Origin of the sequence: Vibrio sp. 1CM23M, assembly GCF_023161755.1 — a bacterium.
GTDB lineage: Bacteria > Pseudomonadota > Gammaproteobacteria > Enterobacterales > Vibrionaceae > Vibrio > Vibrio coralliirubri.
Genome location: NZ_JALNTR010000003.1, coordinates 665878 through 688054, shown reverse-complemented (window position 1 = coordinate 688054; position 22177 = coordinate 665878). Strand labels below are relative to the sequence as shown.

The window sequence follows — 22177 nt, the reverse complement described above, 5'->3', positions numbered from 1 at the left end:
CTAAAGAACCTAAACGAACAATAGATAAGTGATAACAATGAAAAAGCGAGTCTTCCTTTTAACCATGGCCTTAACTTCGGCACTGACTTCTACTCATCTTTTGGCTGCGGAAAAGCTACGAGTTTACGCTGCATCGTCCATGACCAATGCGGTTAACCTGTTGGTTGAAGAGTTTGAGAAAGACCATTCTGTCGATGTGATTCCTGTGTATGCGAGTACGTCATCTTTGGTGCGACAAATCGAAAGAGGAGCTCCAGCAGACATTTTTATCTCGGCAAATGAGAAATGGATGACGCATTTAGTCGACCGTAAATTGGTTTCTAGTGACAATGTCACAAATCTATGTGAAAACGAACTGGTGCTGATTTCCCCTAAAGAGACATCGGTAACTTTAGACCTATCAAAAGGTGAACAATGGGCTGAACTGCTTACTAATGAAAGGCTTGCAGTGGGTAACACCATGTCGGTTCCTGCTGGTATCTATGCGAAAGAAGCGTTAGAAACGTTAGGTGTGTGGGACGATGTGAAGACTCGATTAGCACCAAGTAACAATGTTCGTATGGCCTTAGCCTTAGTCGAGCGCAGTGAAGCTAAGCTTGGCATTGTCTACAAAACGGATGCGTTGCTTTCTAAAGAAGTAAACCTAGTGTCGACCTTCCCATCAGATCTGCACACACCAATACGTTACCCTGTAGCTAAGTTGAGTGATAAAGTTGTGGCAGAAGAGTTCTATACTTTCCTTAAGAGCGAAAAAGCGAAAGACACCTTGAACAGTTTTGGATTTGAAGTGCGTTAGATGATGTATTTATCGGAATACGAATACCAAGCCTTAATGCTGAGCTTAAAAGTCGCTGGGTTTGCCATCTTATGGCTTATTCCTATCGGTATTGGTTTAGCGTGGCTGCTTGCTAAGAAACAATTTGTAGGCAAAAGCATTGTAGAGAGCATTGTCCATTTACCCTTGGTACTTCCACCAGTGGTCATCGGCTATTTACTGCTAGTGATGATGGGCAGGCAAGGCATCATCGGCTCGTGGCTTAATGACGTGTTTGGTATTGTGTTCAGCTTTAGCTGGAAGGGCGCAGCACTCGCTTGCGTGGTTGTGGCGCTGCCATTGATGGTTCGCTCTATCCGACTGAGCCTAGAAACCATAGACAGTAAACTTGAAGAGGCGGCTGCAACATTAGGTGCGTCACCTCTTCGTGTATTTTTCACGATCACTCTGCCCTTGATGATCCCTGGGATCATTACCGGCACTATGCTTTCATTTGCAAGAAGCCTAGGGGAGTTTGGCGCGACCATCAGCTTCGTTTCAAATATTCCCGGTGAAACTCAAACCATTCCATTGGCTATGTATACCTTTATTGAAACCCCTGGTGCGGAAATGGAAGCGGCGCGTTTGTGTGTTATTTCTATTTTGATAGCGCTGGGTTCATTGATGCTATCCGAGTGGCTCAACAAAAAGTCAGCACAACGCTTGGGAGGCAATGCATGAGTGCTTTGATCCTACAATATCAGCAACAACTTGGTGAAACGTTCTTTGATATCGACTTGGAATTACCAAGTAGTGGCATTACGGCAATTTTTGGTCGTTCTGGCGCGGGTAAAACTTCACTTATCAATGCGATCAGTGGCCTTAAACAACCCGATAAAGGTTTGATCAGCGTATCTGGCACCACACTGTTCGATAGTGAAAATGGCATTAATTTGCCGACTCACAAACGCAACGTCGGTTATGTGTTCCAAGAGTCGCGATTGTTCCCACACATGAAGGTGGCGGCGAACCTTAAATACGGCATGAAAAGTGTCGATAAAGCGCACTTTGAGCAAATTGTCTCGCTGTTGTCCTTGGGTTCATTGCTGGATCGTTATCCAGCTCGTTTATCTGGCGGTGAGAAGCAGCGTGTGGCGATTGGCCGCGCATTGTTATCCAAGCCGAGTATTTTGTTGATGGATGAGCCTTTAGCGTCTCTCGACTTGCCTCGTAAGCGCGAAGTGATGCCATTTCTGGAAAACTTATCCGAAACCGTCCAAATCCCGATCATCTATGTCACTCATAGCCTCAATGAAATTTTACGCTTGGCAAATCACCTTGTGATTATTGACCAAGGCAAAGTGATTTCGTCGGGTGTGACGGAAGATGTGTGGGCATCGAGAGCCATGCAACCTTGGCAATCTTTCTCAGAGCAAAGCTCGTTGTTTGAAGCGACATTAGCGGAACACAATGACGATTATGCGCTGTCTCGCCTGATGTTAGGAAAGTCGACGTCGTTATGGGTTCAGAAAGTGTCGAGTGAGCTTGGTACGACAGTGAGGCTACAAGTTAGGGCAAATGATGTCTCTATCACGCTAGAACAGCCGAAAGGAACCTCGATACGTAACATCCTTCCTGTCAGCATTAAAAGCGTAGAGACGCACCAGCAAGGCACAAATAAGCAGAGTGTCGCTGTCGCGCTAGAGTTAGAGTCCGGATGCTACTTATGGGCAACCATTACTTTGTGGGCGCTGGATGAATTGAATCTAGAAATCGGGCAGCGTGTTTACGCACAAATTAAAGGTGTGAGTGTCGCTCAAAGAGATATCGCGGTAACGCATTAACCTGAGAAGGTCAGCTTTTCGATATTGTCGCGATACTGCCGATTCTAGGTTCTGAAAATACGATCTTGATTCCATGAATGGATACATGCGTCATTTTTATACGGTATAACTGCCAGTTTTGCGCCACACTGTATGAGTGTTAAAGCATATTATTTGTCGAATCATACTAACATTAGCAACAAGAACATACAGACGTAACGATCGACGAACAGATAATAGCGGATATAAAAAAGCCGCGTGTTTAAAGCAACATGCGGCTTAATCTTAAGTATTACTGTTAGCGCTTAGCCTAGTTTTAGGCGATGAGCGACTTACTTAGTAAAAACTTCTTTGAAATCACGCTTCAAGATTGCATCACGACGCGCTTTCTTGATTTGTTTAACCATGTCTTTTACACAGTTGTGTAGAACTTGGTCTAGCAGTTGAGCACGGTACTCTTCTTTTTCTTCGTCAGTCATGTCTTCTGGAAGTTTAAGAGTAGGGAACTCTTCCATCACGTTAACACCAGCAAAAGCTTGGCTAACTGAGATTAGAGCGTGAAACTGCTCGAAGTTGTCTAAAACATTTTGTGCGCTTGCTGGAAGGCTGTCCCAAGCTTCGCGTACTGCTTCTTCAGACACTTCGTGAATAGAAGTAACCATAAAGTGCATCTCTTTTGGCACGCCATCAAATTCGATAACTTGACGAAGTTCTGGTGAGATGGTGGTTAAATCGATTTCTTGTTGTTCGTTGTTTGTAGCGTCTGACATAGTATTTCTCTTTAAAAAGAAACAATGCTAAAAAGATCTGTAAAAAAGTCAATATAATATAGAGATTAGGGCATGATTTAAGCCCAAATTTGAGCTACTTTGAATATTCAACACTAGATAAAGGTGATGTGATGATAGAAAAGGGATCTTCAATGCGCATATTGCTGGTTGATGATGTTCAACTAGACAGGATGCAACTTGCTATCCGACTCAAGCAACTGGGTCATATTGTAGAAGCTGTCGGTAGCGGAAAAGAAGCCCTGAGTGTTTATTCTGATTTTGATCCTGAACTCGTGTTACTTGATATCAGCATGCCAGAGATGGATGGTTTTGAAGTCGCTAATGAGGTTCGAAGCCGATTTCCAGAATGGGTTCCCATCATCTTTCTTAGTGGTCACGAAGAACCTGAGATGATCGCGAAAGCGATTGACGCTGGTGGCGATGATTACCTGATCAAGCCGGTAAACAAGGTCGTTTTGAATTCTAAGCTGATTGCGATGCAACGTATCGCGCAAATGCGACGAGAGTTAAAACAAAGCACAGCCAAACTCGAAGAACTGAACATCCTTCTGCAGCAACAAGCCAACGAAGATGGCCTGACCAAATTGTATAACCGTCGATATATGGATACTAAGCTTGAAGAGAGCATAGCGTGGCACGGAAGACGTAATATATCCATGACAGTCATACTTCTAGATGTAGACTTCTTTAAGCCTTACAACGATAATTATGGACATATTCAAGGGGATAAGTGCTTACAAGGGCTTGCTAATACCTTGAAACAGCTGTTTGTTCGTGCGGGAGAATTTGTCGGTCGTTATGGCGGTGAAGAGTTTGTTCTGATTCTTAGCGATACAGATAGTGAAGGAGCTAAGGTACACGCGACTCGAGTTAAAGAGGCATTGCATGAGATGAACTACGCTCATGACCACTCAACGGTATCGGATAGAGTGACAGCGTCACAAGGTGTGTTGTCATTTGTGCCAGAAGGTGGTGAATCTATCGCCTCTATTTATGAAAAGGTCGATCAAGCGCTTTATCAAGCTAAACAGAGTGGTAGAAATACCTTTGTACAACGCAACATTTTGGAGCTTGCTCGTTAGTTGGTGAGCTCTTTTAGATATTTGAATTTATACTTCTAATAGCGTTTGAGCTAGGAAGTGCTTTAAGTGATAAAAGAAATGCCACATTCGAAGTCATTTTCTATGACTAACACATCTTGGACGCTTGCGGTTCCTCTATTTTTTACCGCTTTGCCGACCACTGTTAATGCCAATTCGCTGTCTGATCTTTTCCGAAAGGATCTAGAGCAGAGCTTTGCCACCAGTGTATTGCTCAACGACACCGATGTTTTCACTTTTGGCATCAACAACTTTGATCCCAATAAAGTATTTAGTTTGGATAATGAAGACATCGGTTCGAATGATTCGGTGAGTCGTCGACAAAACATTACCTCCCTGAGTTTGCCTTACACATTTGAGCTACCAAGTTACATTGAAGGCAACCATCAAGAGGTGACGCTGCGCTTGTCTGCATTGCGGATCGAGAACGATGTTAAGTACGCTGCAGAAAGTAAAAACGATTTTCAAAAACAATCGGTAGTATCGGGCTACGTGGAATTCGCTAATGTGTCCCAGTTAGACGAATATTGGAGCTTCAGCTCTGCAATCGGTAACCACATCTCTTACTACCGCAATGATTATGAATATCGCGCTTCGTTGCTAAAGCCCATTCAAGACCAACTGGATGGCGTATATCTCAATACTGATGCTTGGGCTTACATCATCGAGCCTAAAATCAAGCTGATGTACGAAGATAAGAATGACTGGGGAAAGTATAAATTGAGCACCAGTTGGCATTACTTTAATGGCATCGGCTGGGGCGAGGCGAATAATGGCAATGTCGGTCATCCTGAAGGGTGGTATATCGCCAATGAAGCCAAGGTTTTCTATGATCTCGTGCGTTGGGATAAGAACATCACATCGATGTACTCGAGTATAAGACGAATTGATATTGGTGGTGACACGGTGGCATCTATGGGCACCACATCTTACTACGAGGGCAGTGTTGGTTGGTTGCTTAACCCAAACCTGTTTAATGAGTGGGTCGATAACGTGGGAATAGGTTTTACGATTAACTACGGAAGTAGCTTAAAAGGTGGCAGCTTGGTTATCTTCTTCAACCAAGATTAAGTTCTCTTTTTCCACTTGAGCTATACGGCCTCAAATCAATGAGGCTCGTTGAACTTGGAAGTGATAGTTATTGAAGCAGTTCGCTATTAATGGCTTAAGCTATTTAGATCTCTAGCACTCAATATCTTTCGCTATCAACTATTGTTTACGGTTAATACACAGTTTGTTTCGACCGGTTTCTTTCGCTTTATACAGCGCTTGGTCAGCAAGCTTCAACACCTCTTCAGGATGTCTGGTGGTTGTGCTATCGGATAATCCAATACTCACCGTTACATTCACTACTTCTGATGGTTTGCCGTTCTTGCCACGCTTTTTCATACCCACTTCATGATCGTCAGGGCGCTCGTGACTATTCCGAATCGTCATGTCGTAGTTTTGAACCTCGGAAATCAGAGCTTGAAGGTGCTCTTTAACTTGTTCCGAATGTTTGCCTTTGAAGATAATCGTGAACTCTTCTCCACCATAGCGATAAGCTTTACCGCCGCCTGTGGTTTCCCTCAGAATGCGCGCCACCAGTTTTAACACATCGTCGCCAATGTCATGTCCGTAGGTATCGTTAAATTGCTTAAAGTGATCGATATCGACCATCGCCATCGAATACTTACGCCCCAAGTGCTTCATATCGACTTCTAAGGCGTGTCGACCGGGGATGTTAGTCAGTTGGTCATTAAAGGCCATATCGTGACTAGCAGACATCACATAGACGATGATCAACGTGCCTGATAAGGAGAACATGGTGCTAGAGATGTACTGCACGTCAAAGAAGATGAACGTACAAGAGGACAGCAAGATAGTGCTATAAACGACAACATCAATAGAACGGTTGTACACCAGCACTAGGATGGCTGTAAGGCCAAGCAAGCAAAGGCTATACAACACCAAAATAAAAGGCAGTTTGGAGAAGTCTCTAACAATGAACAGTAGGCCTTCACTCCATGATTCAAAACCGCCAGCGTGGAAATGAGAAACGATCAATTGTGCCCAAACCATAAACAGCACGAGAACGATGGCGTAGAGGAGCATCGACTTTGAGTTTACGCCGTTATCAGGGAAGGCATAAACAAGTAAGCAAGTGACCGGTACTAATGCCGCAAGTAACGAGAGCTCTAATAGCGTTGTGCCAGTATTGAGAGGCGTTTGTAAGCGAATTTGGATGATCAGATAAGCGACGAGCATGGTCACCGATACCATCGCCATTCGACCTTGTCTGAATGTGTGGCATAGCAGAACCGCAACGCTCAATAAAATGTAAGGGAGGTTGCTAGCAAACCCTAAATTTGAGTCCGTCACGAGGATGACGTTGTCCATACCAACGAGCAAAATTGTTAACAGGACTAAAGGGAAGCAAAATCGAAACATGCTCGACGTTACAAAAGATGATGCCATTTATGTGGTGAGCCTAACTATAATGATGTTCTTATTAATTAATACTATACGTAGGATACGGTTAAACAAGCAATTGCCAAGCATTTTGCTTAAATGAGAGCAAAAACATAGCCATAGCTCGCTATTGGTGCAACCATTTTTATATGTATTTGAGTTGCTATTAACCATAGAACGAACTAAACAGTATATATGAGAAATTAATTAGTCGTTATAGATACTTAGCAAAATCTAGGTGGTTTGTACTTAATGGTTACATGATGACCAACAAGCGAGAACTGTAAATCTGTAATGAAGTTCGAGTAAGGTCTAGAACGGAATTAATGTAAGTTCTGGGATAAGGTTGTTGATTGATCAAAACTAGGTCATAAACAACCGCTACAAATGGAGGTGTGGTATGCAAATTAGTGTTGATGTACATAACTATATGGAAACTCTGGTAGGTCATGTTTTGGCTACGGAGGAATATGTGTCTAGTTATACCAATGAACAGTTGGCCGACCTCGCGTGCTTGGCTTTAGGTCAGCTAAAACCTATCTATATTCGTTTTGATATCGATTTTCTCTCAGCATTGCCAGAAGACAAATTGGTGCTCTATAAACGCAATAGTGAGATCGCGGTCAAAAATGCAGAAAGTATGATTATTGACGATCGAAGACGTGAACGTGACGACAATGTGCCTGTTATATTTAGTCAACACAATTTTGACGATGACGTAGAATTGCAATGGTATGAAAAGCCGTTGTTGAACCGTAAACAGTCATGATAGTTTAGGGTGAATACGGTCATTTAAGGAGTAAAAAACGTGGGATTCTTTTCTAGATTATTTGGTGGCAAAGAAAAAACCGAACAAAAAGTAGAGATTGAGCCAGTCGAATATAAGGGTTTCAATATCTATCAAGATGCCATTGCAGAATCTGGTCAATACCGTGTTGCTGGGCGAATCGAGAAAGAATTCGATGGTGAAATCAAAACTCACCGTTTTATTCGTTCAGATGTTGTTTCAAACAAACAAGATGCCGATGAATTGATGCTCAAAAAATCGCAGATGTTCATCGACCAAATGGGCGACAATATATTTAGCTAACCAATTAGGGTTAGAATTGATGTTGGTCATAATTTAGAGAGCTTTCAGTGTATATGCTGAAAGCTCTTTTTAGTTTTAGGGACAAAGAACAGCTAGTAGGTTGTTATTAAAAGGATTATTTGCAAGTGGTTTGACCTCTTCGTTCGAGACGGTCGTCATTTATCCAAATGAAGCGCTCAAATTCCATCCAAATCGTTATAAGTAATAACTTTTACTGTTCTTTGAACAAAACGCTTGAAGTATTAGTTGTCGTTAGATACAAACGAATAAGTCATTCGTGCCAATAGTCAAGGAATAGCTATGCAAATTGGTGTACCAAGAGAAACGCTCGCAGGTGAAACGCGAGTCGCTGCTTCACCGAAATCGGTAGAACAGCTTCTAAAATTAGGATTTGAAGTTTGTGTTGAATCACAAGCAGGTGCGTTAGCAAGTTTTGAAGATGCAGCTTATGAACAAGCTGGAGCAAAAGTTGTCACCGCAGATGAAGCTTGGAAATCCGATATTATCTTTAAAGTTAACGCTCCGATCGTTGACGAGTCTAAAAATGAAATCGATCTTCTTAAAGATGGCGCAACATTGGTCAGCTTTATTTGGCCTGCTCAAAATCCAGAGTTAATGGAACAATTGTCCAGTCGTAACATCAACGTGATGGCGATGGATTCTGTACCACGAATTTCAAGAGCTCAGGCGTTAGATGCATTGAGCTCTATGGCAAACATCGCGGGTTATCGTGCTGTTGTTGAAGCGGCGCACGAGTTTGGTCGATTCTTCACGGGTCAGATTACGGCAGCGGGTAAAGTTCCACCAGCAAAAGTACTGGTTGCAGGTGCAGGTGTTGCTGGTCTAGCAGCAATTGGCGCTGCAGGTAGCTTAGGTGCGATCGTTCGTTCATTCGATGTTCGTCCAGAAGTTAAAGAACAAGTTGAGTCGATGGGCGCTGAATTCTTGGAAGTGGATTTCAAGGAAGATACCAGTGCTGGTGACGGCTACGCAAAAGAGATGTCTGAAGCCTTCAATAAGAAAGCTGAAGAACTTTATGCAGCTCAAGCGAAAGACGTCGATATCATCATTACAACGGCGCTGATTCCAGGTCGCCCGGCTCCTAAGCTGATTACCAAAGAGATGGTAGACAGCATGAGTGCAGGTAGTGTGATTGTAGACCTTGCGGCGGCCAATGGCGGTAACTGTGAATACACGGTTGCGGATCAAGTCATTACAACGGCTAACGGCGTGAAGGTGGTTGGTTACACTGATATGGTTGGTCGACTGCCGACTCAATCATCTCAACTGTATGCAACGAACCTAGTTAACCTTCTGAAACTGCTGTGCAAAGAGAAAGATGGCAATATCAATATCGACTTTGAAGATGTTGTTCTGCGTGGTGTTACTGTGGTTAAAGAGGGCGAGGTCACTTGGCCAGCTCCACCAATTCAAGTTTCAGCTCAACCACAACAAGCTAAGCCAAAAGCGGCCAAACCAGAGCCTAAAGTTGAAGAACCTGTTTCTCCAATGAAGAAAGCGGCAGGTATGGCGGTAGCTGTTGGTGCATTCGCTTGGGTAGCTTCGGTTGCTCCAGCTGCGTTCTTATCTCACTTTACCGTTTTTGTTCTCGCTTGTGTGGTGGGTTATTACGTAGTTTGGAATGTAAGTCATTCTCTGCATACGCCTTTGATGTCCGTGACTAACGCGATTTCAGGCATCATTGTAGTAGGTGCACTGTTACAGATCGGACAAGGAAGTGGCGTCGTCACGTTCTTATCATTTATTGCCGTATTAATTGCAAGTATCAATATCTTTGGTGGCTTTACCGTGACCAAACGTATGCTTGAAATGTTCCGTAAAGACTAAGGAGTAACAGATGTCTGAAGGATTAGTACAAGCAGCTTATATTGTTGCTGCTGTATTCTTTATTATGAGCTTGGCTGGGTTATCGAAACAGGAATCTGCGCGTGCGGGTAACTATTACGGTATCACGGGTATGGCAATCGCGTTGATCGCAACGATCTTTGGCCCTCACTCTGCTGGTATTGTGTGGATCATCATTGCTATGGTGATCGGTGGTGGTATTGGTATCCACTACGCAAGAAAAGTAGAAATGACTGAAATGCCAGAGCTGGTTGCAATTCTGCACAGCTTCGTAGGTATGGCTGCAGTACTTGTAGGTTACAACAGCTACATCGATCCACCTGCTGCTGTTTCTATCAACCCTGCAGATATTCATGCAGAGCACGTTATCCACCTAGTGGAAGTGTTCCTTGGCGTGTTTATCGGTGCGGTGACGTTCACGGGCTCTATTGTTGCGTTTGGTAAGCTGCGCGGCGTTATCTCTTCGTCTGCATTGAATATTCCTCACAAGCATAAGTGGAATCTAGCGGCTATCGTAGTTTCTACATTGCTGATGATCATGTTCGTTAAAGCGGACGGCAGCATGTTCGCGCTAATGGTGATGACACTTATCGCATTCGCATTCGGTTACCACCTAGTGGCATCGATTGGCGGTGCAGATATGCCAGTAGTTGTCTCTATGCTTAACTCGTACTCTGGTTGGGCAGCAGCTGCGGCAGGTTTCATGCTTGCAAACGATCTGCTTATCGTAACTGGTGCATTGGTTGGTTCGTCAGGTGCGATTCTGTCTTACATTATGTGTAAGGCGATGAACCGCTCTTTCATCAGCGTAATTGCTGGTGGATTCGGCCAAGAAGTGGTTGTCTCTGATGGCGATGAAGAGCAGGGTGAACACCGCGAAACATCAGCTGAAGATGTGGCTGATATGCTGAAAAACTCAAAGTCAGTAATCATCACTCCTGGATACGGCATGGCAGTAGCTCAAGCTCAATACCCAGTGCATGAAATCACTGAGAAGCTACGAGCGCAGGGCATTAATGTTCGATTTGGTATCCACCCAGTTGCTGGTAGGTTACCGGGTCACATGAATGTACTGCTTGCTGAAGCAAAAGTGCCTTACGATATCGTTCTGGAAATGGACGAAATCAACGATGACTTCGATGAGACAGATACTGTATTGGTAATTGGTGCGAATGACACCGTAAACCCTGCAGCACTTGAAGATCCAAACAGCCCAATTGCTGGTATGCCAGTGCTTGAAGTTTGGAACGCTCAGAATGTTATCGTATTCAAACGTTCGATGAACACAGGTTACGCCGGTGTGCAAAACCCACTGTTCTTCAAAGAGAACACGCAGATGCTGTTTGGCGATGCTAAAAAGAGCTGTCTAAGCATCTTAGAGCATCTATAGAGATCACCTCTAAGCAATCTGTAATAACTCGATAAGGAGCTCATTTGAGCTCCTTTTTTATCTTATGAAAGCGACTTTATGTGTGAGCTTAGTTGATACGAAGTTAACGAAACTTATGCTGAAACTTGTCGCAATTGAGGTTGGGCTTGCCAATCAGCCTACAAGTACGTCTGTACAATGTGGCCGTAATATATCGGACTTTATCTCTGTAACTCGTCATTCTCACTGTTTTTCATGCGGTTAAAAATTTATCTTTGATAGCGAATGGTATATATTTGGTTGATCTATATGAATTTGCGTTGGTTTGTGATCATCAAAAGAACATTTACTCTTCTTATCGCTACGTTGTCTGTGTCTGCAAACGCATTTGCTGACTCTTTACCTGAGCGTATCGATAATTTCACCAAACTCTTTGATCATGAAACGGCAATCGAATCTTACGATATTCGAGTGCTACAGGCTGATTATCCAACACGTTTGATCATGCCGTCTTCTATGCTGCCACAAACAGCAGAGTATCCATTAAAAGACATCCAGCGCTTATACCAGTTATCAAAAACCTGTAGCGGTAAACTGCCGTTAAGCCCTTTGATTACTGAGCCTTTAGTTTTTACTCGTGCAATGTGTAAAGGCACCAAGCTTTCTGACCGTTGGTTTAGCCGTAGTGGTTTGATTCACCCTGGCGGCGGTTCTTATGCGGCACGATACGTTGAGAAGTACCCAGAAAAATTCGACTCTCTGAAGCGCTTTATGCATATTCAAGAGCGACCAAACACCGAACACGATGAACTACTGTCTCGCTTGCAACAAATGGATAGTGAAGCAATCACCGCGCTGTTAGCGGGTGCGAGTATGTTTGTTGAGCTTGATGAGATGTGGGTAAAACGTGGCGACAGATATTACCTGTATAAAAAATCCGTCTGGAACGAAAACGCCACGCTTGCTGGGTTATCGTTTAGCTTGTCTTCAGAAGGCAATAGCTGTTTTGTCCAGCGTGGTAATGTGTGTTGGGAAATAGAAGATCATTCAGAGCTTCTGCAAGTCGCCATGTTTATCTTGGTTATTGCCAACATCATGCTTGTCTTAGGTTGGGCGATTTACCGCTGGAACAGCAAGAAACAAGAGATGAAGAGTCGCATGCTGGTTCTTCAAATCCTAACGCACGAATTAAGAACGCCGATTGCGAGTTTGTCATTGACGGTGGAAGGGTTCAGACGTGAGTTCGAACACTTACCAGAATCGGTATATGATGAGTTCCGTAGGCTGTGTGAAGATACACGCCGTTTAAGACAGTTGGCGGAAGCAAGTAAAGATTACCTGCAATCAGATAACCAACCGCTCGCAACAGAGTGGGTGCCAAGTGTTGAAGAGTGGCTCCAATACAAAGTTGAAGAAGATTTTGCACCGGGAATTGAACTGCGTGTAAACAAAGATATTGCTGCAAAAGTGAACGTATATTGGTTAGGAACGTGTATCGATAACCTAATCAGAAATGCCGTGAAATACGGTGTGGCTCCAGTAATTCTAGAACTGAATACTTCTGACAAGAAGCTGACATTCAAAGTTATAGATAATGGAGACTTGTCTCGCAAAGATTGGGGGCAACTAAGAAAGCCATTCGTAAGTAAGAGTGGACTCGGTTTAGGTCTGACGATAGTGGAATCTATGGTCGGAAAAATGGGCGGTCACATGACGCTTATCGGCCCCCCAACAACATTTATTTTGGAGATACCTTGTGAAACAGACATTGCTTCTCGTTGAAGATGATAAAAATTTAGCTGACGGTTTATTAGTTAGCCTTGAGCAAGCTGGATATGAATGTTTGCATGCAGAACTGATCTCTGAAGTTGAAGGCTACTGGGAACAAGCGGATCTAGTGATTCTAGACCGTCAACTTCCTGATGGCGACTCAGTAGATTCACTTCCAGGTTGGAAGAAAAAGAAAGATATCCCAGTTATTTTGCTTACGGCTCTCGTGACAGTCAAAGACAAAGTAGCGGGCCTAGATTCAGGTGCAAACGACTACTTAACAAAGCCATTCGCAGAGGCTGAGCTATTTGCTCGAATTCGTGCTCAACTTCGCCTGCCAGATTCTGAAGAACAAGATGCATCAAAAGTTATCGCTCAGAATCTTGTTATCGATAAAGCGACACGTGAAGTGTTTTTCAATGAACAGGAAGTAACGTTAACGCGCACTGAATTTGACCTTCTATTGTTCTTGGCAAGTAACCTTGGACGTGTGTTTACACGTGATGAACTGCTTGACCATGTATGGGGTTACAACCATTTCCCAACAACACGTACGGTAGACACACACGTTCTGCAACTAAGACAGAAACTGCCGGGGCTAGAAATTGAAACGCTGCGTGGCGTTGGTTACAAGATGAAAGCGTAATGAGAATAGCCTTACTTCCACTATTAATGTTTTCTTGCGTAGCGAATACCGCGCAAGCAACGGATTGGTTCAAGAGTAGCGATGCTCTGACTCAAGTTCATAAACATCTGCTAGATAATGATTTACCTCAGATGTTTGATTCATTAGTGGAAGTTTGGCAAATCAACTCTTCTCAATCACGAGAAGATCACCTCAATGAACTGTTCGATCAAGCATTGAACAAAGATTGTGGTAAAACGCTCACCAGAAAAACACTCCCAGATTGGATCAGTTCCGTAGTCGTCAAAAGACACATCATTCAAAGCCCTGGCCGAGATACCTTTCGTGTATCGATTAATGTCGAATCCGAAAACAACATTCAAGACATTACCTTCGAGAAGTGGGTCGATAAGATCGTTTCTTCGGACAGTGAGTTAACCAAAGACAGTGAAGTGGTAAACAATGCATCGGTGAGTCTATACCGCAAGCGTTACAATTTAGCCTCTCAACTTGAATCCGGTTTATATCGTTTAAGCGTAAAAGATGATGGCGGAAAGTCTTGGAGCACTTGGATTGTTTTGGGTGAAGTTGCCATGCGTCAACAAGTTCGCTGGGCATCAAAAGACACGTGGCGAATCGATAAAAAAGAACTACTCAATCCTTATTGTCCACTTCCTAAGCTCGAAATCGGTTTGTACGATTACGTTGATGAACACTATGAACAGGTGTGGGGCAAGAGCTACGAATCTGATTATCCAATGAACCTCACTGGCGAAGAACTTCCCAATGATCGCTATGTTTTGGCGGTTTCAATGGTACATTCACGCTGGCAAGGTGACATAGCGATAGAACAAGCACAAACTATCAGTAAAACTTATGATATTTCTAGCGAAGAAGAGTTAAAGTAATTTAAAATTGTGCCGTTAACTATGTAAGGGATCTAACAAAGATAAACGGCATGAAAAAAACTACAAAACTACTCGCAGCGTCAATTGCATTCGCCAGTCTTCCTCTTTCAGCAGCAAACTACGCCATTGAAGCGCGTGGTGATGCGATGGGTGGTGTTGGTGTTGTTTCAGCAAACTTCCTAACTGCTCCATTCTATAACCCAGCACTTGTTGCCATTTATCGTCGTAATGATGACATGGGAATGATCACGCCAAGTTTTGGCGGTAATTATAATGACCCTAACGACATGAAATCGAATATCGATAGTGTCGTTGATGCGTCAAACACCGCAGACTTAGATGCAGCGCTTAACAAACTTGATGGCAACCAAGCTAATGTAGAACTCGGTGGTGTTGTCGCGTTTGCTCTTCCTAATCAGTTTGTTGCGGCAAACCTTTTCGCTAAAGCTTATACAGAATCCTTTGCGACTCCTAATGTTTATACGACAGGTTCAGATGAAGACAAAGTAGAACTGTCTACTGTTGAAGCGGTTTCAATCGGTGTAGCAGAAGTTGGCCTTTCTTTAGCAAAATACCAAACCTTTATGGGTCAACATATCTCATTTGGTATCACACCTAAGATTCAACGTATTTACACGTACAACTATGTTGCGTCGGTCAATGATTACGATTTGTCTGACGTTAGAGAAAACAGCGATGGCGACACAGCATTCAACATGGATGCCGGTGCGCTTTGGTTCTTCGGCCCGTTCCGAGTGGGTGTTGCAGCAACTAACTTGATCTCTAGAGATATCGAAACAAAAGACACAACAAGAACACTTACCAGCAGCACAAGTAGTGCGACACACCAAGTTGGTGGTAAATACACTTACCAACTAGAGCCGGTATACACTGTTGGTGCGGGGATCGTTTCTGATTACTTTACGTTGAGTGTTGATTATGATTTGAATGAAGCAGAGAAGTTTACTCCGTTCGAAGACAACGAACAGATGATTCGTGTTGGTACTGAAGTCGACCTGTTACGTCAGCTTAAGTTAAGGGGAGGGTACTACAAGAACCTGGCTTACTCTGATTCAGAAGGAACAGTCACAGCCGGTATTGGTATCTCGCCACTCAACTTGTTTCAGTTAGATCTAAGTGCAAACTACACAAACGAAAATGCAATGGGTGCTTCAATCAATTTCCTTGCTAGTTACTAACAGTCCTTATATAGTTCTGCTCCTAAATAAAGGAGCAGAGCATGCTAAACGACTTACCAACCCTTTCTCACGAAGAACAACAGAAAGCTGTTGAACGAATTCAAGAAATGATGACCCAGGGCATCAGCACAGCACAAGCTATCAAAATCGTTGCTGAGCAAATTCGTGAAGAAATGAGTAATAAAGAAGAGTAGGGCATCAGCCCTTCTTTTTTAACCCTTTAGTGCACTATAACTATATATATTACCCTCTAGTATATTATCTCGTCCATACCTACTCTTTAGTTACCCTAAATTCCGACCTGCCCAAAATCCTTAAATACCGCTTATTCAATAAGTTACGTCAGAGTAATTAACTTTTCAGGCTTCCCTTGGTCTTGGGTTGTAATTAAATTACAGCAAGATCTGAAAGTAAAACAATCGCCATTTTAGGTGTCAGCATTTATGTCACCACATCTAAGTGCTTAAATATATGGCGTTTTTTAAGGCTAGTGACGTTGTGACTTCTATTTTTAGCGGATACGAGTGCATGAATGCTCAGAAGCAGACAAATGAGGACTTCATCGAAGAACAAGCCACAGCGTTAATAATAATGACTCCCAGGGAGAGTGACTTACAAACGGCTTAGAGCAAGCTGCGTTGCCACATATGTGCTGTACAGAATAAGTTACGAGGAGTAAAGGAGTTGTATAGAAGTCGATTAAGCAACGACGCGTATCAATTTGAGAATGCTAATGATGGCGGTATTACGGATAGTGTGTGTGCGAATCGAATAGAATTCTGATGAGAGAGCAAAGCTCATGGACTTGTTTAGTCAGCCGTTAAAAGTGTAATTGCTGACTAAATAGAGAGTAGATATCGACGGGGTATTGATTGTGTGTTGATAGAGCATTGAATATTGAGCTGTAGGCCAGTCTGGCGAGGCTTAGTCAAACGTAACGACTTGGTTTCGTCCGTTGTCTTTAGCTTGATAGAGTGCTTTGTCTGCACGCTTAATAGCTGAACGAATCGATTCATTCTGTGTAAGTTGGGTAAAACCAACGGATGCGGTGATGCGAAGCCCTTTAGGCCAAGTGGTTTCGTCCATTGAGGAGTAGAGTTGAGCAATAGTCTCGTTACACTGTAGCGTTGTTTGTTCTATGCAAACTAACAAGAACTCCTCGCCGCCCCAACGATACAATAAGTATTGCTCACCAAGGTTGTCGATCACCGTTGAGACAAACAGAATAAGAACTTGATCGCCGGTTTCATGTCCGTAATGGTCGTTGACCTGCTTAAAATGGTCCAAATCAAATAGAGCAATGTGAATTGTCTTTCCTTGTTGTGCAAGACGCTCAAAATCATAAAAGGTATCTAACGCTTCGGTTCTGTTACGACAGCCAGTTAGAGGGTCGGTAGTCGCCTTTATTTTTAACTCTTCGATTTCTTGGGCTAACAAACGCTGTTGCTCTACTGAAAACATTTTCGCTCGTCTAGCTACGTATGACGCCCCACAGACATAGCAGACCGCGTAGATTACCCATAAGCTAATCAAGATCTTCCATAACATAACCTTATTTATAATCTTACCGTGGAAAACAATGCTCTCGACCGTCAGAGTATGGTGGCCATCGAGCGTGCTAGCTCCCAGCCCCAATTCAACTGAAACAGCGTTAGTAATATCGACAGCGCTGTTGGTTATCGGGTGGTTGTAGTAGTCAATCCACCATAAAGGGACATTGAAGTAGTCTAAGTCGATGTGTCTTTTATCGGGGAGTGAGAAATCTAGGCGATTGAACTTGTTAGAAATAGGGTCGCCTTTAACGCTGTAGTTGTCGTCGTGGTTACGTATGTAGAATCGAAACCTTGGATCCTCTTGACCTTCATATTCCATATTGATGGTCACAGAATCAAATGTGGAAAGATCTAAGCCTTTACCTTCAGTTGAAAGAACAAATTCAACCTCACAGAAAGGTGAACTATAGGTGCGATTAAAGTCACACTGTAACTCAATTTTGTCCTTTGACTTGTATAATGACCCTATGGTACCGCCATCATGGTCTCTGTCAGTGTTTCTGCGTGTAGGGTACCTGTCTGGTGTGATAATGTAGTTCTTATCCATGATGGTATGGAAAGAGATCAGCGACAGCACGGTAATTGCCAGGCAAAAAACAGAGAAGAAGATGTTGAGTTGTCTGAATGCTTTGTCGCTCATGATATATTTCGTACGTAAACCTGTAACATTATGCGTGATGGAGTATGCAGGCGCAACTAGGGATTCGATTTTGGATTGAGTTTGGCTAGAATCGTTTGGTCAACAAGCCAGATACAGTCGTTCTTCACCAAAAAATACGCGCCCAGCGATCGATATATGCCTAAATAGCGTTGTTTTTGTTCGGTATTTATACGAAAGGTGACGTTTTTAATGGGTTAATAATATAACTGTATAAACACACAGTTATTGTTTGGGCTCTTTATTTTGTGTGTTCCATAGGACCAAGCTTTACCAGTACAGCTAGCTACAGTGTCACTTTATTTGTTAATTACATGTGTCGATAAACCAATAAACGCTTTCTAAGTTTTTTAGTCTCAGGTGGTAACACCATTGCGACTTCAAAAGCGGGCATATCAGCTAGAGAAAACAGATAAAGCAAAACAAAGAGCAATGGGTTTCAAGCAACTCTTAGGTTTATTACCAAAGCTACCTAAATCCAATTGAACGTAATTTCATGGTAAACCGTGATTATGGATCTACCAAGTATCGGTGTTGTGTACCAGCGTACAAGTGTAATGAATTTATGCAAACATGTTTCCGGTAGCTTGGCATGGTGTTTCAAACAACATAGGACAAGCATTGCCGTTTAATAATCTCGCTAAACACAAAGTACTAACGCTAGAGAGTCGTTAGGAAGGTTTGACAAATCTGTGTGCGAATCTATGTAAAGACGAACTTGATTAGTTGATGGATTAAATGAAAGCTGAGCATGTGCAGTTGATAAGAAGCATTGGTCGCGTGTGTGAAATCTTAAAAAGAAACAACAGCAATGCTCACAAGAATTGAACACAGCGCAGCGAACCTTTAGTGCAAACAGGAAGTGGCAAGATAAGGCAAACCAGATGGACAAAGTTTATCGTCAATTAGATTTGCGGAATGAAGCTGGTCGCACACATAATTATTAGATTTCAAGTACCATAAGATAACTCTGGTCGACGCTCCAAGCGTGAGAGTCAGTTGGAGCAAGGGTTTTAAGGACAAACGATGAGAATACTATCTTTAGAATTAACTATATATTACTACGTATTATGTGCGTTATGTTAAATTGATTTTGGTGTTTATAGGCAGGTACCTTTGTGTGATGCCCTGCCTTTGTATTGTGCCGATATTCTCTAATTTATACTGTATATTTAACCATATTGACTATTTACCATAAAATACCTAATAACCAGTGATAATAATCTTCGATTTTAACCCTGGTTATTAGTTAGAGATTAGCCGCCAGCAAATTTAACTTTGTAGCCTTTCTTTTCAAGGTGCGCTTTGATTTTGTCACGAGCATCACCTTGAATTTCGATGTTGCCATCTTTTACTGAGCCACCGCAGCCGCAAACTTTCTTGAGTTCTGCTGCCATTAGTTTTAATGGTGCGTCATCTAGGTCTAAGCCAGTTACGACAGAAACGCCTTTGCCTTTACGGCCTTTGGTTTCTTTTTGGATTCGAACGATACCATCGCCTTTAGGACGTTGGACTTTCTCTTCTTCAGGCTTAATACGACCTGTTTCTGTTGAATATACTAGGCTCATAATTTACTTCTTTTGTTGCTCTGCTTTTTGTTTTGCGAGTAAGTAAGCTTCTATATGGCGTTGGATTGCAACCTTGCCGCCTTTAATTAAGCGACCGTTAAACATGCAATACCACGCATTAGGCTCACCAGTGTCATTCTTGATTTGGTAGCCGTTGAAGTTTTCAGTCGAGCCACCAGTTCCTCTCGACTTATTTAATGACGTGAATTCTTTTGGATCAATAATAGATGCGGTTTCAATCCACCAATCAATACTCTTTTTCACGGCAGCTAGGTTGCCCTGAATAACGTTGTTTTTTAACTTAGCACGCCAAACTGTGTTATTAGCATCTATCGATTGAAGATGGACGCTTCGGTAAATTGAATTAGCCATATCTATTAATCATCTTTTTGTTTTCACTGCATTAATCATAAGTATACTTATAATGATATCAAGCATAATATGGTAAAAACACCTGTCGAGGTATGGTAATTTGAGAAAAAAAGTCCCTATTTTAACCGACTCTGTGATAATTAATTCATTTGTTGAAAAATTAAACAGCAACGCGACAATAGAAATTATAGATGAGTTGACAGGATTTCAATACTCTCGCAATTCACTGTTGGGCATTTACAGTGATTGGAATCGCTATCATGCGTTCTGTACCAAACATCGTATTAACACACTTCCCGCATCTATAACCGCTGTTCGTCGTTTTCTAGAAACGGAGTCTAACGATAGAAAATACGCATCGCTAAAACGTTACACTGCAACGCTTAGCATGTTACATACTGTGTTGAGCTTTGCTAACCCGATCAAGCACAGGCAAGTTCGCTTTACCCTACTCCACTTACAATCTCAAATGGCCGGTGACGCTAAACAAACCAATGCTATGACATCTGTGCATCTCACTGATTTAAATACGTTACTCTCCCATGATAAAGCAAACCTGAAAGAGATCAGAGACATTGCTATTTATAACGTGATGTTCGAGTGTGCTTTAAAACGCTCAGAACTTAAGGCGTTATCGACGACCGATGTTGAGTACGTTGAAAATCATTACCAAGTAACAGTCAAAGATTCAGCTTATCAGTTGTCACAAATAGCCGGTGTTGCACTTCAACGTTGGCTTTCGTTTACTGGTATACAAGATGAGTTGCCAGTATTTCGTGCGATAGACAAGCATGAAAATATTGGTTTGCAGCCTTTGGATGATTCGTCCATCTATAGGATATTGAGAAGAGCTAGCGACTTACTTCAATTGCCAGAAAATCACCATTTCTCTGGAAACTCGATTCGTGTTGGTGCCGCACAAGAGTTGTCGAAACAAGGGCTTAAGGTTAGAGAGATTCAGGACTTTGGTCGTTGGCTCAGCCCTGCAATGCCAGCCCAATATGTAGGTTTCACGGGAATAGCTGAGAGTGAGAAGATGAAGTTTAAGGCGTTAATACCTTGGCAATGACGGTTCGCAGATTACTTGGATATTGTTACTTAGATATAGTTTTTGGTTAAAATGATAGATTCGTAAAAACGGCTAGCCTTAAAAACAAAAAGTGCCTGGCAGAAAGCTCAAGGCACTGGTTGGTTCATCTCTAAGTGAACTAAAACGAGTTAGAAATCTAAGAAAGGCTCGTTCTCACGCAGTTCTCCAAGAACTGGCTGAATTTGTGGCCGTCATGCTCAACCATTTTAGGGAACATGGAGATTGGCGTCATACCTGGGAAGGTGTTGACTTCGTTTAGGTAGATCTCGTTGTCTTGCGTTAAGAAGAAGTCGATACGAGACAAATGACGAAGCTTCATCTGAGTGAAGACTTTACGAGCACTGTCTGCAATCAATTCACGCTGTTCGTCGGTTAAGTTACTTGCTTCAACTTCAGTGATCGAATGACTGTCTGCACTGTACTTCTCTTCGTAAGAATAAAATGCGCCGTTCGGTGCAATCACCTCACCCGGCTTGCTGACATGTAGCTCGCCATCGATTTCATAAGCAGCAACTTCTAGCTCTCTAGGCACCACTGATTTTTCAACCAATACTTGGTCCGAGAAAGTGAACGCCTTGTTGATTGCCTCGCTTAAATCTTCTACTTGGTTAACTTGGTAACAACCCACAGAAGAACCTTGACGAGCCGCTTTCACAAACACTTTACCCCACTTTTCAAATGCTTGAGTTGCTTGTGAGTGAGCTTGATCATTGTTGTCTGATAAGAACAGGTACGGGGTGTTTGGAATACCGAGTGCGTCGTACCAAAGCTTTGACGTGATTTTGTTAAAGCTGTTGTTACTCGCTTCTGAACCACAACCTAGGTATGGAATTTTAGCCATTTCAAACAGTGATTGGATGTCACCTGTTTCACCTGGGAAGCCGTGGATACAAGGCACAATGAAATCGACTTTAGATGCTAAATTGTCACCGCGTAAGGTTTGATCATTAATATCAAGATATACCAATTCACCTGAATCAAGACACCAGCCTTCGTTTTTAATTTCAACTCTTACAACATTAAAATCTTCAACGGTATTGAGTTGTTCAAATAGGTAATTGGCTGAAACTAAAGACACTTCATGCTCTGAAGATCCACCGCCGCAAAGTAGAAGGATGTTTGGGGTGTTCATGGGTAAATTCGGTCCTTGAAACTAGGAGTACTGACTTCAATGATAAACAAAAGTCGAG

The 22177-nt window shown here is 42.6% G+C and carries 21 protein-coding genes; 15 read left to right on the top strand and 6 right to left on the bottom strand.

What is annotated here, in order from left to right:
- The first annotated feature begins 37 nt into the window (after nt 1-37).
- From modA to modC, 3 genes are read left to right on the top strand one after another with little or no spacing between them, the layout of a single operon-like run.
- Entirely contained in the window at nt 38-796 is a 759-nt protein-coding gene (gene modA / locus MSG35_RS13920; RefSeq protein ID WP_248384326.1) for a molybdate ABC transporter substrate-binding protein, read from the top strand.
- Nucleotides 797-1495 carry a molybdate ABC transporter permease subunit gene (modB, locus tag MSG35_RS13915; RefSeq protein WP_248384325.1) on the top strand — a complete coding sequence of 233 codons (699 nt, stop codon included), beginning with the start codon at nt 797-799 and terminating at the stop codon, nt 1493-1495.
- Nucleotides 1492-2598 carry a molybdenum ABC transporter ATP-binding protein ModC gene (modC, locus tag MSG35_RS13910; RefSeq protein ID WP_248384324.1) on the top strand — a complete coding sequence of 369 codons (1107 nt, stop codon included), beginning with the start codon at nt 1492-1494 and terminating at the stop codon, nt 2596-2598. Before modB ends, modC begins: the two co-directional genes overlap by 4 nt.
- A 311-nt stretch (nt 2599-2909) precedes the next feature.
- Here modC and MSG35_RS13905 read toward each other — a convergent pair whose 3' ends face one another.
- On the bottom strand, nt 2910-3347 hold the full coding sequence (locus MSG35_RS13905; protein ID WP_017069091.1) for a DUF3069 domain-containing protein: 438 nt from the start codon (nt 3345-3347) through the stop codon (nt 2910-2912).
- 131 nt (nt 3348-3478) lie between these two features.
- On the opposite strand from MSG35_RS13905, the gene MSG35_RS13900 reads away from it, so the two are divergent.
- Both MSG35_RS13900 and MSG35_RS13895 read left to right on the top strand, forming a co-directional pair.
- Nucleotides 3479-4450: a diguanylate cyclase gene (locus MSG35_RS13900; RefSeq protein ID WP_248384323.1), complete on the top strand. Its 972-nt coding sequence runs from the start codon at nt 3479-3481 to the stop codon at nt 4448-4450.
- A gap of 78 nt (nt 4451-4528) precedes the next feature.
- Nucleotides 4529-5539, top strand: a complete 1011-nt coding sequence (locus MSG35_RS13895) for a Solitary outer membrane autotransporter beta-barrel domain (RefSeq protein WP_248384322.1) — start codon at nt 4529-4531, stop codon at nt 5537-5539.
- Between the two features lie 138 nt (nt 5540-5677).
- Here the strand turns inward: MSG35_RS13895 and MSG35_RS13890 are convergent, their stop codons facing one another.
- Complete coding sequence (locus MSG35_RS13890) at nt 5678-6925, bottom strand: GGDEF domain-containing protein (protein WP_248384320.1); 1248 nt, start codon at nt 6923-6925, stop codon at nt 5678-5680.
- Nucleotides 6926-7319: 394 nt separating this feature from the next.
- Here MSG35_RS13890 and MSG35_RS13885 point away from each other — a divergent pair, with 394 nt between their 5' ends.
- The 9 genes from MSG35_RS13885 (at nt 7320) to MSG35_RS13845 (ending at nt 15940) form a co-directional block, all read left to right on the top strand.
- Nucleotides 7320-7688, top strand: coding sequence for a late competence development ComFB family protein (locus MSG35_RS13885; RefSeq protein WP_017060104.1), 369 nt, complete (start codon nt 7320-7322; stop codon nt 7686-7688).
- Nucleotides 7689-7727: 39 nt separating this feature from the next.
- Nucleotides 7728-8009, top strand: coding sequence for an HlyU family transcriptional regulator (locus MSG35_RS13880; protein ID WP_004731023.1), 282 nt, complete (start codon nt 7728-7730; stop codon nt 8007-8009).
- 300 nt (nt 8010-8309) lie between these two features.
- Nucleotides 8310-9857, top strand: coding sequence for a Re/Si-specific NAD(P)(+) transhydrogenase subunit alpha (gene pntA / locus MSG35_RS13875; protein WP_048608291.1), 1548 nt, complete (start codon nt 8310-8312; stop codon nt 9855-9857).
- Between the two features lie 10 nt (nt 9858-9867).
- Nucleotides 9868-11265: a Re/Si-specific NAD(P)(+) transhydrogenase subunit beta gene (gene pntB / locus MSG35_RS13870; RefSeq protein WP_017064580.1), complete on the top strand. Its 1398-nt coding sequence runs from the start codon at nt 9868-9870 to the stop codon at nt 11263-11265.
- Nucleotides 11266-11553: 288 nt separating this feature from the next.
- Nucleotides 11554-13026, top strand: coding sequence for a sensor histidine kinase VxrA (vxrA, locus tag MSG35_RS13865; protein ID WP_248384319.1), 1473 nt, complete (start codon nt 11554-11556; stop codon nt 13024-13026).
- The gene (vxrB, locus tag MSG35_RS13860) at nt 13001-13660 is read left to right on the top strand and encodes a response regulator transcription factor VxrB (protein ID WP_017060099.1); all 660 of its coding nucleotides are present in this window, start codon (nt 13001-13003) and stop codon (nt 13658-13660) included. Before vxrA ends, vxrB begins: the two co-directional genes overlap by 26 nt.
- Entirely contained in the window at nt 13660-14547 is an 888-nt protein-coding gene (locus MSG35_RS13855) for a DUF2861 family protein (protein WP_050650390.1), read from the top strand. Before vxrB ends, MSG35_RS13855 begins: the two co-directional genes overlap by 1 nt.
- Before the next feature lie 50 nt (nt 14548-14597).
- Nucleotides 14598-15746 carry a conjugal transfer protein TraF gene (locus MSG35_RS13850; RefSeq protein ID WP_248384317.1) on the top strand — a complete coding sequence of 383 codons (1149 nt, stop codon included), beginning with the start codon at nt 14598-14600 and terminating at the stop codon, nt 15744-15746.
- 41 nt (nt 15747-15787) lie between these two features.
- Complete coding sequence (locus MSG35_RS13845; protein WP_004731009.1) at nt 15788-15940, top strand: YoaH family protein; 153 nt, start codon at nt 15788-15790, stop codon at nt 15938-15940.
- Between the two features lie 730 nt (nt 15941-16670).
- Here the strand turns inward: MSG35_RS13845 and MSG35_RS13840 are convergent.
- The 3 genes from MSG35_RS13840 to MSG35_RS13830 all read right to left on the bottom strand — a co-directional run bounded on the left by MSG35_RS13840 (nt 16671) and on the right by MSG35_RS13830 (nt 19897).
- Nucleotides 16671-17939: a GGDEF domain-containing protein gene (locus tag MSG35_RS13840; RefSeq protein WP_248384316.1), complete on the bottom strand. Its 1269-nt coding sequence runs from the start codon at nt 17937-17939 to the stop codon at nt 16671-16673.
- Between the two features lie 1274 nt (nt 17940-19213).
- Entirely contained in the window at nt 19214-19525 is a 312-nt protein-coding gene (gene yciH / locus MSG35_RS13835; RefSeq protein WP_008221404.1) for a stress response translation initiation inhibitor YciH, read from the bottom strand.
- A 3-nt stretch (nt 19526-19528) separates the two neighbouring features.
- On the bottom strand, nt 19529-19897 hold the full coding sequence (locus MSG35_RS13830) for a DUF3319 domain-containing protein (RefSeq protein WP_048613610.1): 369 nt from the start codon (nt 19895-19897) through the stop codon (nt 19529-19531).
- Nucleotides 19898-19997: 100 nt separating this feature from the next.
- Here MSG35_RS13830 and MSG35_RS13825 point away from each other — a divergent pair, with 100 nt between their 5' ends.
- Nucleotides 19998-20966, top strand: a complete 969-nt coding sequence (locus tag MSG35_RS13825) for a tyrosine-type recombinase/integrase (protein ID WP_248384315.1) — start codon at nt 19998-20000, stop codon at nt 20964-20966.
- 157 nt (nt 20967-21123) lie between these two features.
- On the opposite strand, the gene MSG35_RS13820 is transcribed toward MSG35_RS13825, so the two are convergent.
- Nucleotides 21124-22119, bottom strand: a complete 996-nt coding sequence (locus tag MSG35_RS13820) for a D-alanine--D-alanine ligase (protein WP_248384314.1) — start codon at nt 22117-22119, stop codon at nt 21124-21126.
- Nucleotides 22120-22177 lie beyond the last annotated feature (58 nt).